This is a genomic window from Photobacterium gaetbulicola (assembly GCF_003025515.1).
Classification (GTDB): Bacteria; Pseudomonadota; Gammaproteobacteria; order Enterobacterales; family Vibrionaceae; genus Photobacterium; species Photobacterium gaetbulicola.
Window position 1 is genome coordinate 26,652 of record NZ_PYME01000043.1, and the last position, 11,873, is coordinate 38,524.

At 48.9% G+C, this 11,873-nt stretch carries 13 protein-coding genes, 5 tRNA genes and 2 rRNA genes; 3 read left to right on the forward strand and 17 right to left on the reverse strand.

Features of this window, described 5'->3' with window-relative positions:
• Positions 1-109: 109 nt before the first annotated feature.
• From rplL to murB, 14 genes are all read right to left on the reverse strand, one after another.
• Positions 110-475, reverse strand: coding sequence for a 50S ribosomal protein L7/L12 (rplL, locus tag C9J03_RS24830; protein ID WP_039458775.1), 366 nt, complete (start codon positions 473-475; stop codon positions 110-112).
• 61 nt (positions 476-536) lie between these two features.
• Positions 537-1,031 carry a 50S ribosomal protein L10 gene (rplJ, locus tag C9J03_RS24835; RefSeq protein ID WP_039458777.1) on the reverse strand — a complete coding sequence of 165 codons (495 nt, stop codon included), beginning with the start codon at positions 1,029-1,031 and terminating at the stop codon, positions 537-539.
• 254 nt (positions 1,032-1,285) lie between these two features.
• Positions 1,286-1,990 carry a 50S ribosomal protein L1 gene (gene rplA, locus C9J03_RS24840; RefSeq protein ID WP_039458778.1) on the reverse strand — a complete coding sequence of 235 codons (705 nt, stop codon included), beginning with the start codon at positions 1,988-1,990 and terminating at the stop codon, positions 1,286-1,288.
• Between the two features lie 4 nt (positions 1,991-1,994).
• On the reverse strand, positions 1,995-2,423 hold the full coding sequence (gene rplK / locus C9J03_RS24845; protein WP_007462791.1) for a 50S ribosomal protein L11: 429 nt from the start codon (positions 2,421-2,423) through the stop codon (positions 1,995-1,997).
• Positions 2,424-2,547: 124 nt separating this feature from the next.
• Positions 2,548-3,093 carry a transcription termination/antitermination protein NusG gene (nusG, locus tag C9J03_RS24850; protein ID WP_039458779.1) on the reverse strand — a complete coding sequence of 182 codons (546 nt, stop codon included), beginning with the start codon at positions 3,091-3,093 and terminating at the stop codon, positions 2,548-2,550.
• An 11-nt stretch (positions 3,094-3,104) separates the two neighbouring features.
• On the reverse strand, positions 3,105-3,482 hold the full coding sequence (secE, locus tag C9J03_RS24855) for a preprotein translocase subunit SecE (RefSeq protein WP_039458782.1): 378 nt from the start codon (positions 3,480-3,482) through the stop codon (positions 3,105-3,107).
• A gap of 216 nt (positions 3,483-3,698) precedes the next feature.
• A complete protein-coding gene (tuf, locus tag C9J03_RS24860) occupies positions 3,699-4,883 on the reverse strand; it encodes an elongation factor Tu (RefSeq protein WP_044622103.1) in 1,185 nt (394 codons plus the stop codon).
• A gap of 105 nt (positions 4,884-4,988) precedes the next feature.
• Positions 4,989-5,064, reverse strand: a tRNA-Thr gene (locus tag C9J03_RS24865).
• A gap of 12 nt (positions 5,065-5,076) precedes the next feature.
• A tRNA-Gly gene (locus C9J03_RS24870) sits at positions 5,077-5,151 on the reverse strand.
• Between the two features lie 40 nt (positions 5,152-5,191).
• Positions 5,192-5,276, reverse strand: a tRNA-Tyr gene (locus tag C9J03_RS24875).
• Positions 5,277-5,312: 36 nt separating this feature from the next.
• Positions 5,313-5,388 (reverse strand) — tRNA-Thr (locus C9J03_RS24880).
• 96 nt (positions 5,389-5,484) lie between these two features.
• Complete coding sequence (locus C9J03_RS24885) at positions 5,485-6,216, reverse strand: type III pantothenate kinase (RefSeq protein ID WP_044622104.1); 732 nt, start codon at positions 6,214-6,216, stop codon at positions 5,485-5,487.
• The gene (gene birA, locus C9J03_RS24890) at positions 6,216-7,178 is read right to left on the reverse strand and encodes a bifunctional biotin--[acetyl-CoA-carboxylase] ligase/biotin operon repressor BirA (RefSeq protein ID WP_044622105.1); all 963 of its coding nucleotides are present in this window, start codon (positions 7,176-7,178) and stop codon (positions 6,216-6,218) included. The genes C9J03_RS24885 and birA overlap by 1 nt, the downstream gene beginning before the upstream one ends.
• Positions 7,175-8,215: a UDP-N-acetylmuramate dehydrogenase gene (gene murB / locus C9J03_RS24895; RefSeq protein ID WP_044622106.1), complete on the reverse strand. Its 1,041-nt coding sequence runs from the start codon at positions 8,213-8,215 to the stop codon at positions 7,175-7,177. Before murB ends, birA begins: the two co-directional genes overlap by 4 nt.
• A 75-nt stretch (positions 8,216-8,290) precedes the next feature.
• On the opposite strand from murB, the gene C9J03_RS24900 reads away from it, so the two are divergent.
• The 3 genes from C9J03_RS24900 (at position 8,291) to C9J03_RS24910 (ending at position 10,836) form a co-directional block, all read left to right on the forward strand.
• Complete coding sequence (locus C9J03_RS24900) at positions 8,291-8,731, forward strand: GNAT family N-acetyltransferase (protein WP_044622107.1); 441 nt, start codon at positions 8,291-8,293, stop codon at positions 8,729-8,731.
• 114 nt (positions 8,732-8,845) lie between these two features.
• Positions 8,846-10,195, forward strand: a complete 1,350-nt coding sequence (pssA, locus tag C9J03_RS24905; protein WP_039463756.1) for a CDP-diacylglycerol--serine O-phosphatidyltransferase — start codon at positions 8,846-8,848, stop codon at positions 10,193-10,195.
• Positions 10,196-10,206: 11 nt separating this feature from the next.
• On the forward strand, positions 10,207-10,836 hold the full coding sequence (locus C9J03_RS24910) for a nicotinamidase (protein ID WP_044622108.1): 630 nt from the start codon (positions 10,207-10,209) through the stop codon (positions 10,834-10,836).
• A gap of 630 nt (positions 10,837-11,466) precedes the next feature.
• On the opposite strand, the gene C9J03_RS24920 is transcribed toward C9J03_RS24910, so the two are convergent.
• The 3 genes from C9J03_RS24920 to C9J03_RS24930 all read right to left on the reverse strand — a co-directional run.
• Positions 11,467-11,543, reverse strand: a tRNA-Asp gene (locus C9J03_RS24920).
• Between the two features lie 42 nt (positions 11,544-11,585).
• Positions 11,586-11,701 (reverse strand): 5S ribosomal RNA (gene rrf / locus C9J03_RS24925).
• An 85-nt stretch (positions 11,702-11,786) separates the two neighbouring features.
• Positions 11,787-11,873 (reverse strand): 23S ribosomal RNA (locus tag C9J03_RS24930); the annotation flags it as partial.

Below are 11,873 nucleotides of genomic sequence, written 5' to 3' on the forward strand. Positions count from 1 at the left end.
CAGTGATCGCAAAACAATGTGAAAACACCACTACCCTACAGCGCAAAAAGGCCGGTGGCTTTTTAGCCACCAGCCATTAGCCAATTAAGGCTAAGAAATTAAGTAATTATTACTTAACTTCAACAGAAGCACCAGCTTCTTCTAGCTGAGCTTTAAGAGCTTCAGCTTCAGCTTTGTCAACACCTTCTTTCAGAGGTGCTGGAGCGCCGTCAACTAGAGCTTTAGCTTCTTTAAGACCTAGGCCAGTCGCGCCACGTACAGCTTTGATAGTTGCAACTTTGTTTGCGCCAGCGCCAGTTAGGATTACGTCGAATTCAGTCTGCTCTTCAGCTGCTTCTGCAGCTGCGCCGCCCGCTACTACTGCTGCTGCAGCTGTAACGCCGAATTTCTCTTCCATAGCTTCGATTAGCTCAACAACCTGCATTACAGACATTTCTGCAACTGCGTCTAGGATTTGCTCGTTAGTGATAGACATAACAATTCTCTTTTAAAGTCAACAATTAGTTTAAATAGCAACCAGATTAAAGCAAGGCCAATTAAGCCGCTGCTTCTTCTTTCTGATCGCGAACAGCTGCGATAGTACGTACCAGCTTGCCAGCAGACGCTTCTTTCATGCACATCATTAGGCGTGCAATCGCTTCGTCGTATGTTGGTAGAGTCGCTAGTACTTCAACGTCAGCAACAGCGCCTTCGAATGCAGCCGCTTTGATCTCGAATTCTTTGTTCTCTTTAGCGAAGTCTTTGAAAAGACGCGCTGCAGCACCTGGGTGCTCGTTAGAGAAACCAATCAGTGTAGGACCTACGAAAGTCTCAGTAAGACATTCGAAATCAGTACCTTCCACTGCACGACGAGCTAGTGTGTTACGAACAACTTTCAGGTAAACGCCGTTTTCACGAGCTAGTTTACGCAGAGAAGTCATCGCACCCACAGCAACGCCACGAGAGTCAGCAACAACTGCAGACAGGGCACCATTGGCAGCTTCGTTGACTTCAGCAACAATTGCTTTTTTGTCTTGAAGATTCAATGCCATTGGATTTGCTCCTGGATTAAGCCGGGTTCCCCCGGACATTACACCACTCACTGCCGGTATGGCAGGAGAGTTTTTACGGCGCAGATCCAAGAAAGACTTACATCAATCATGTTCTGGCACCGTCTACGTAGGTGATATTAAGTCAGCTCTAGGAGTTGACGCCTACGGTCTTTGACGAAGGCTGATGCCGAGGCAACAGCCTTAGCCACGAATTCGGAAGCGCAAATTATACACGAAATTTGCGCTTCTGCAAATTACTGTGCGTTAGTTTCCAGAGTATTCTGGTCTAGCGCTACACCTGCACCCATAGTGGTAGAGATGCTTACTTTCTTGATGAAAGTACCTTTAGCTGAAGAAGGCTTCGCTTTCTTCAGAGCAACTAGAAGAGACTCTAGGTTCTCTTTTAGTTGAGCAGCGTCGAAGTCCACTTTACCGATAGTAGTGTGGATGATGCCGTTCTTGTCGTTACGGTAACGAACCTGACCAGCTTTAGCGTTCTTAACAGCTTCAGCAACGTTAGGAGTTACAGTACCAACTTTAGGGTTTGGCATTAGACCGCGTGGACCAAGAATAGTACCAAGCTGACCTACAACGCGCATTGCATCTGGAGATGCGATAACTACGTCGAAGTTCATCTCGCCTTTCTTAACCTGAGCAGCAAGTTCTTCCATACCTACTAGGTCAGCGCCAGCTTCTTTAGCAGCTTCAGCGTTTGCACCCTGAGTGAATACCGCTACGCGGATTTCACGGCCAGTACCGTGTGGTAGTACAGTTGCACCACGAACGTTCTGGTCAGATTTACGTGCATCGATACCTAGGTTAACAGCAACGTCAACGCTTTCAGTAAATTTAGCAGTAGCTAGTTCTTTAAGAAGAGCAACAGCTTCGTTGATGTCGTACTCGCGATTAACATCAACTTTCTCGCGGATTACGCGCATACGTTTAGTAAGTTTTGCCATTGTCTTAACCCTCTACCACTAGACCCATTGAACGAGCAGTACCAGCAATCGAACGCTTCATAGCTTCGATGTCAGCACCAGTCATGTCCGCAGCTTTAGTTTCTGCGATCTCTTGGATCTGAGCGTCAGTTACAGTACCAACTTTCTCAGTGTTCGGACGGCCAGAACCAGACTTAACGCCAGCAGCTTTCTTCAGAAGAACAGCAGCAGGTGGAGTCTTAGTGATGAACGTGAAAGAACGGTCGTTGTATACTGTGATAACAACTGGAGTCGGTAGACCTTTCTCGATTGAGTCAGTCTTAGCGTTGAACGCTTTACAGAATTCCATGATGTTCACACCGTGCTGACCTAGTGCAGGACCAACCGGTGGACTTGGGTTTGCCATACCAGCTGCAACTTGCAGCTTGATGTAAGCTTCTACTTTTTTAGCCATTGCTATTTACCTTAATTTGGGTTCAAACGTCTACTCTCTAGAAGTAGACTCCCCGTCTAACGAAAGGGCGCGAAATTATAGTCCAATTTCACGCCCCTGACAACTAAAACTGATTATTTAATGATCAGCTTTTTTCGACCTGGCCAAACTCCAGTTCAACAGGAGTAGCACGGCCAAAAATAGATACAGATACCTTCAGGCGGCTCTTGTCGTAATCGACTTCTTCCACCACACCGTTGAAGTCTGCAAACGGGCCATCAGTAACACGGACCACTTCACCCGGCTCAAACACAGTCTTGTGAACCGGCGATTCGCTCGCCTTCTCAAGACGGTTAAGAATAGCATCTGCCTCTTTATCAGAGATCGGAGCCGGACGATCAGACGTACCGCCGATGAACCCCATTACACGAGGGATACTACGTACCAGATGCCATGTCTCATCGTTCATCACCATCTGTACAAGCACATAGCCAGGGAAGAACTTACGTTCGCTCTTACGGCGCTGACCTGCACGCACTTCTACAACTTCTTCAGTTGGGACAAGCACTTCTTCGAAGTACTCTTCCATGCCGTGCATTTTAATATGCTCACGTAGGGATTGTGCTACACGACCTTCAAAACCAGAGAAGGCCTGTACAACATACCATCGTTTTTTTGGAGCTTCGCTCATGAACTCTTACCTCACACACCGGTAACTAGGCGGACTAGACGGACCATGATGCCGTCGATGCCCCACAAGGCTAACGCCATAATGACAGTGACAGCTAAAACGATAAAGGTTGTCTGCGTAGCTTCCTGACGAGTAGGCCATACTACCTTGCGGACTTCCATGCGCGATTCGCGGGCAAACGCAATCGCGGTTTTACCTTTTGCTGTAAGTGCAGCAATACCACCCGCTGCTGCCACAAGGACAACAACCGCAGCAGCGCGTAGCACTACAGAAACATCACTGTACAGGTAATTACCAACCACAGCGGCAGCTAGCAGAGCAAATACAACGACCCACTTAAGGCCGTCCATACTGCTTGAGCTGCTTTGGTTTTCGGCATTCGCTTTCATACAACCAACCTGTAACTAGTCTCAATATAGACGAAAATAACCCCGCATTTGCGAGGCCAGTAATGAAGGAAAGCACTAAAGCTTTAATTACAAACAAAAAACTTCATCATAATAAAAAGTTTTTCTGCCGGCTTGAGCAAAAAACATGCAAAACCAAGCAACAGCGCAGAAAAAGGGCATCAAATGATGCCCTTTTTAGTACCTAGTCGTCAAATATTATTCAACGATCTTAGCTACAACACCAGCACCAACGGTACGGCCACCTTCACGGATTGCGAAGCGAAGACCTTCGTCCATCGCGATAGGAGCGATTAGAGTAACAACCATCTTGATGTTGTCGCCAGGCATAACCATTTCTACGCCTTCTGGTAGCTCGATAGTACCAGTTACGTCAGTTGTACGGAAGTAGAACTGTGGACGGTAGCCTTTGAAGAATGGCGTGTGACGGCCACCTTCGTCTTTAGACAGAACGTATACTTCTGACTCGAAAGTAGTGTGCGGAGTGATAGAACCTGGCTTAGCAAGAACCTGACCACGCTCAACTTCGTCACGCTTAGTACCACGTAGAAGAACACCAACGTTCTCACCAGCACGGCCTTCGTCAAGAAGCTTACGGAACATCTCAACACCAGTACAAGTAGTAGTAGTGGTCTCTTTGATACCGATGATTTCTACTTCGTCACCTACAGTGATGATACCCTGCTCAACACGACCAGTTACAACAGTACCACGGCCCTGGATTGAGAATACATCTTCAATAGGTAGGATGAACGGACGATCGATCGCACGCTCTGGCTCTGGGATGTAGTTGTCTAGTGCTTCAGCTAGCTCAACAATCTTGTCTTCCCACTCTTTCTCGCCGTTTAGCGCGCCAAGAGCAGAACCCATGATTACTGGGCAGTCGTCACCTGGGAATTCGTACTCAGATAGAAGTTCACGAACTTCCATCTCAACTAGCTCTAGAAGCTCTTCGTCATCAACCATGTCACACTTGTTCATGAACACGATGATGTAAGGGATACCAACCTGACGGCCTAGTAGGATGTGCTCACGAGTCTGAGGCATTGGGCCGTCAGTTGCAGCAACAACTAGGATACCACCGTCCATCTGCGCAGCACCAGTGATCATGTTTTTAACGTAATCGGCGTGTCCTGGGCAGTCTACGTGTGCGTAGTGACGAGTTGGAGTATCGTACTCTACGTGAGAAGTAGAGATTGTGATACCACGCTCGCGCTCTTCTGGAGCGTTATCGATAGATGCGAAGTCTTTAGCCTCACCACCGTATACTTTTGCAAGCGTAGTACAGATAGCAGCTGTTAGAGTTGTTTTACCGTGGTCAACGTGGCCGATAGTACCAACGTTAACGTGCGGTTTAGTACGTTCAAATTTTTCTTTAGACATGGATAGTCCCTCTAGGCACGGCATTTGGTGGCATTACGACCACACAACCAATCATGGGTTTTGTAGAGTATATATCAAAAGAAAAGAAGTCACTTAGGGAGAGAGTGGTGCTGATAGGCGGATTTGAACCGCCGACCTCACCCTTACCAAGGGTGCGCTCTACCGACTGAGCTATATCAGCACACAAGAAGTGTGGAGCGGGCAGCGGGAATCGAACCCGCATCATCAGCTTGGAAGGCTGAGGTAATAGCCATTATACGATGCCCGCAAAACTCGTCACTCGTTAAGCTATTCTTTACTTAAGAAAATGGTGGAGGGGGACGGATTCGAACCATCGAAGGCAGTGCCGGCAGATTTACAGTCTGCTCCCTTTGGCCACTCGGGAACCCCTCCAGAATTTTTTTGCACTTTCACTCATCTAGGAGAAAGTGGTGCCGACTACCGGAATCGAACTGGTGACCTACTGATTACAAGTCAGTTGCTCTACCTACTGAGCTAAGTCGGCGTAAGTGCTGCGCATTCTAGAGAACTATCCCCAGCCTTGCAATACCTTTTTTTCGTTTTTTTTAGTTTTCGAACTTTGTTGGTGAAAATTCACCCACTACCGACATTTTGCATACAAAGCAAGGCCTTCCAACACCAAATCAGAGCGGTGGTAGAACTCTTTCCCCCAATGCTGCGGCAAATGTCGTACCCCACCCCCGCACAGGATCACCTTGGGTTCGGTTTTTAGTCGCTCCCTGGCCTGAGCCAGGCCGTACTCAATCAACCCCACCAACGCCGCCCGGCAACCGTTCTTCAGCCCGTCGGCGGTATTATCGGCAAATGTCAGAGTATCGCTGTGCTCCCGGTCAGCGAACACCTTGGTGGTATTCTCCAGCACCGACTTCATCATCAACTGGTAGCCCGGGGCAATCCAACCGCCAAGATGCTTACCCTCTTCCGTCATCACATCAAAGGTCAGCGCAGTGCCAATATCCACAATAACAGTTGGCGCTTTGAATTCCTGGCGGATCGCCACCAACGTCAGCCACCGGTCAACACCCAAGTATTGGTACTCGCTGTACGCGTTTTTGACACCAAAATCTTTTTTCAGCGTCTTTACCTGCATCACGGGAATGTTAGCTAGCTGCGAGATACGTTGGATGGAATTATCAATCTCTACCGGCCCAACGCTCGCGAATACGATTCTGGTGACTCCGTTCTCCAGTAAGGGCTCCAGGACCATTTCCAATTTGCGGCTTGGGTAGCGTCCCAGCAGCGTAAAATGACCATCTTCAAACAGTTGGGCAACTTTTACATAACTGTTGCCCGCTTCAATCAAAATTTGCATCAACAACCTCTAAGGCTGATTTCACCACCAAGATAAGGGGATATCCCTTGCTCGGTTTCCAGTAATAACGCTCCCTGGCTGTTGATCCCGCGAGCTATCCCTTCCACTACACGGTTACCCATCAACAACTTTACGGGGCGGTCCAAAAAGTTATCCAGCCTATTCCAGCGCGACGTAAAGCCTTCCATCCCGCTTTCTTCATAATCGTTCAAGGCGCTATGAAGTTGATTTATCAATGCGGCAGCAAGTTCGTTGCGTTCAGGCAGGCTATCGCAGGCCTCGCTCAGATTGGTCCATGACTGCTCAATCGCCTCGCCTTCAGCTTCTGGCATTGCGATATTGAGCCCCATGCCTATCACCAAATGTGCCGCTTCACCGGCTTGGCCTGACAGTTCCACCAAGATGCCCGCAAGCTTGCGGTCTTGGTAATAGAGATCATTGGGCCACTTGACCTTGATCCCTTCTGCCCCCAACGATTCAAGCGCTTCGGCAATCGCGACGCCGACCACCAAACTCAGCCCCATGGCAGCTGCAATTCCTGCATCAAGCCGCCAGTACATCGAAAGGTACAGGTTACTGCCAAACGGCGATAACCACTGGCGGCCACGCCGGCCACGTCCGGCCTGCTGGTACTCAGCCAAGCAACAGGCCCCCTTGGGCAAGGTCGCGACCCGCTCTAGCAAATACTGATTAGTCGAGTCAATCACAGGAATAACCTCTAAGCTCGGGCACTTTACCTGAGCCAAGATCTTATCGCAATCAAGCAGTTCTAGTTTTGCCGGCAAGCTGTAGCCCTTACCCTGGAGGCGGAAAATATCAACTCCCCATGACCGCAGTACCTTAATATGCTTACTGACGGCCGCGCGTGAGATCCCAAGCGCTTCCCCCAAGGCTTCCCCTGAATGAAACTGCCCATCAGCCAACTTCGCAATCAGGGCAAGGCGTGTAGCATGCTCTTTCATCCGCAAACCTCAGCCAATGTCGTTTCTTTGGCCCCAGCCATGAAACGAACCTCATGCTCCAACACAATACCGAACTTCTCTTTCACACTGTCCACGACAAACTGGGCCAGGAGCAAGACATCCCCAATTTGGGCATTGTGGTAATTCACCAGAACCAGCGCCTGCTGATCATGCACCCGGGCCCCACCAATCTGATGGCCTTTAAGCTGACACTGATCAATGAGCCAACCGGCTGCAAGTTTTTCCTGGCCGCTGGATTGAGGATAATGCGGCATCGACGGATAATGTGCAAGTAGATGCTTAACAGTCTCCTCAGTAACAACGGGGTTTTTGAAGAAACTGCCGGCATTGCCCAATACCTTGGGATCTGGCAATTTGGCTTGACGGATCTCGCATACTGCCGACAGAATGTCTTTCGCGGTTACTGTGAGAGGATCAAACTGCGCCAACGGGCCATAAGAAATCACCGGCGTCCACGCTTTCTTCAAACAGAGCCCGACGGCAGTAATAGCATGACTGTTTTTCAATTCGTGCTTAAAAATCGAATCGCGATAACCAAATTGGCACTCTTTGGCTGTTAATCGAGTCTCCTTACCGGTGGTGAGCTCAACCGTATCGACATAGGCACAAATATCTTTCAGCTCGACCCCGTATGCACCGATATTCTGAATCGGAGAGGAGCCAACACACCCCGGGATCAAGGCGAGGTTTTCCAGCCCAGGCATTCCTTGCTCTACGGTTTGGGTGACCAGCTGATGCCAGTCCTCGCCAGCCCCGACATGAAGAAGAAAAGCATCCGGGGTTTCTTCGATTTCAATCCCGCTGATACGGTTGAGAACAACAACACCGGCAAAATCGTCACAGAAAAGGACATTGCTCCCTTGGCCAAGGATTAATTTAGGCAGTTCCTGATATCGTGGTTCTTGCCAGATAGATACCAGATCTTGTGTTGTCTCGGCAACGACAATGTCTTTGGCCCTCACATCCAGACCAAATGTATGAAAAGGTGCTAGCGACCTATCTTGCAAAACTTTCATGCGACTTCTGACCCATACCTTTATACTAGGTGCTGCATTTTAACTGATTCATCCACTCTTGGCAGTGTTTTCCCTATGAGCAAGCTTAGATTCCATCAACTAGAACCCCTGCGTTTTCCATTGATCAACCGCTTTTATAAGGCTTACTACCCAGCAGGAAAGGCAAAAAAAGATGAGGTGATTTGGATTGGCGAGAATACCAAAGGCATTCAAGCCTGTGTCAGGTTCAAGCAATTTGCAGACTTCCAGTTACTGACTGGAATGCTGGTTCATCCTGATTTACGCACTCAAGGCCAAGGCGCAGCCCTGCTAACCGCTTGCCACGCCCAGCTATCAGCACAGCCTTGCTACTGTTTTGCTTTTAGTTATTTAGAGTCGTTTTACCAAACTGCAGGTTTTGTAACGCTAGATGACAATCAATTACCAGAGGCGTTACGTACAAGGATCATCCGCTACCGACAAAGCGGTAAAACACTAACACCGATGCTCTATGATCAAAGAAGCAGCGTGAATTGAGCCATACGTGACCCATGCCAAGCTTGCAATACATAGACTATGGTGTTTTTCTGATATAATTGCGCTCTTAACTAACCGATTCATCCTTATTAAGGTCGCGTAAACGAGGCGATAATGGATTCAGCTATTGCTAACAAGCAACGCATTGAGCAACTGCCGTGTATTGCACACAAGCCAGAAGATTTAGAGACCCTTCTCGATGCAGGATCGTTCCGTGAACGTCTCCACCAAGAAATCTCCAATGCCAAAGCGCGTATTTATCTAGTTGCGCTTTACCTCCAAGATGACGACGGTGGACGAGGGATCCTCAAGGCACTGTACGAAGCCAAGCAGGCAAACCCTGGGCTTGATATCAAAGTCCTAGTTGATTGGCACCGAGCTCAACGTGGGCTTATTGGTGCTGATAAATCTGATGGAAATGCCGCCCTATACCGTGAGTTCTCGGAAAAATACGAACACCAGATTGATATTCTCGGTGTACCGGTTCGTAACCGGGAAGTCTTTGGCGTGTTACACCTCAAGGGCTTTGTTGTCGATGACAAGATCATCTACAGCGGTGCCAGTCTCAACGATGTCTATCTGGCTCAACACCAGCGTTACCGTTACGATCGCTATCATGTGATCAAAAATGCCCAGCTGGCCGACAGCATGGCCAGCTTCATTGTCGATACCTTGGTCAACAGTGATGCCGTTAACTGCCTCAGCCAAGCCAACCGTCCAGAGACCCGTAACCTGAAAGGGGCAATCAAGGAGCTGCGCCATCAACTTCAGAAAGCCAGCTATCAGTTTGAAGCTGAGCAGGTCTCTGATACCGAAGTAGGTCTTACCCCGCTCGTGGGGCTTGGCAAGCGTAAGAACAAGCTTAACCAGCATATCTGCACCCTGATTGCGAGTGCCCAACAAGAGCTGACCATTTGCACCCCTTACTTTAACTTCCCACGCAGCGTCAGCCGTGAAGTCAAAAGGGCACTACGCCGTGGTGTGAAAGTGACTATCGTAGTTGGTGATAAGACCGCAAATGACTTCTACATTCCACCTAGCGAACCTTTCAAGACTATCGCAGGTCTACCTTACCTGTACGAGGTCAACCTGCGAAACTTCGCCAAGCAAAATGAAGGGGCTATAGCTAGACGACAGCTTGCAATTCATCTTTGGAAGCACAATGACAACAGCTTCCATCTCAAGGGGATTTGGGTTGACAGAAGCTATATGCTGATCACAGGTAACAACCTCAACCCTAGAGCTTGGAAACTAGACTTAGAGAATGCCATCCTTGTCCATGACAAGCAGCAGCTTCTGGCCGAACAGAAACAACGTGAACTCGACCGTATCCTCGAGCACACCCAGCTTGTTGGTAGCTATAAATTCATCGATAAAATTGATGCTTACCCTGCCCCGGTGCGAAAGTTGATCAAGCGTATTCGTCGGGTCAAGGCCGATCATATCCTTAATCAGATCCTGTAAGAGAGAAAACCATGAGTATCGCAGCCATAGATGTGGACCCACAAAAGACATTTACGCCACTTTGCCCTAATGAACTGCCAGTGGGTGAAGGCGATACCATTGGCTCTGAACTCAACCAACAAGCAAAGTTGGCAAACTATCGGGTATTGACTAAAGATGCTCATCCCCATAACGCGATATGGGTAGTAAAGGCGCATGAAGATATGCTTTCACCACTCGATCACCCTAATGCGGATTTAACCTGGGTCAGTCACGCCGTGCCAGGCACTACCGGTTTCGAAACCATTCCGGATCTTCCGCCTGTCACCGATTATGATCATGTGATCTGGAAGGGGATCGAGCCGGATCTTCACCCATACGGTGCTTGTTATCACGATCTTCAAGAGAAACTCAGTACCGGCCTGATCGAATGGCTGCAAAGCAAAGATGTCAGCACTGTACTGATTGGTGGCTTGGCGACCGACTACTGCGTCAAAACTACCGCTCTTCAGCTACAAGCAACAGGCTTATTTATAGTCATCGTCAATCTTGCCGCTTGTCGTGGCATTGCCGCAGAGACCATTAAGCAAGCCTGTCATGAAATGAAAGAAGCGGGGATCAGGGTTTGTAGTAGCACAGAGGCTGTCAAAGCCCTGCTATAACCTAGCCCCCTCCCTGCTCTATCTAACAAACCCAGCCAACGGCTGGGTTTTATTTTTGTTATAGTTCTTGGGACCTTGAACCTGCAGCAGCATTTACTGATAGCTATAACTGATCAGGCGTTTCCTCTCCCTGTAGATTACTGTCTGCAGAACAATCCCTCCTAAAAACCAATGATCAGTTCTTTTAAGAGCCTTCGGTTTTACCGAGGGCCAAAACGTAAATAAGATCAAGCATTTCATCGGGGACGCCTAGTTGAGGCTTCTGAGTAAGTGGCGGAACCGCCGGGCTTGCGTTCAAGCGGGACTCATTCGCCTGCAAGGCGAACATATTTAATAAACGTAAAAAAGCCAGAGTCTTTCGACTCGGGCTTAGTATAAGTGGCAGAGCGGACGGGAATCGATGGTCCGGCATTGCGGCGGGGACGCCTAGTTCCGCGAAAAAGTGCACAGCACTTTCGGGAGCGTCAGATAGCAAAAAACCCAGCCTTTCGTCGGGGACGCCTAGTTGAGGTTTATTAATAAGTGGCAGAACGGCCGGGCTTGCGCACCAGCGGGACTCATTCGCCTGCAAGGCGAACATATCCGACAGACGTAAAAAAGCCCCGTCTTTCGACGAGGCTTCTTAATAAGTGGCGGAGCGGACGGGACTCGAACCCGCGACCCCCGGCGTGACAGGCCGGTATTCTAACCAACTGAACTACCGCTCCACTCAAATCACCGTGTGTTCAGCACGATAATCTAAATTGGAAGCCTGGCGATGTCCTACTCTCACATGGGGAGGCCCCACACTACCATCGGCGCTATTACGTTTCACTGCTGAGTTCGGCATGGGATCAGGTGGGTCCATAATGCTATGGTCGCCAAGCAAAATTCTTACAATCTTAGAAAGCTGATGTTCTCAACACTCATCCAAGTGTTCGTGGAGTCCGCTAAAACCCCTTGGGTGTTGTATGGTTAAGCCTCACGGGCAATTAGTACAGGTTAGCTCAACGCCTCACAACGCTTACACACCCTGCCTATCTACGTCGTAGTCTCCA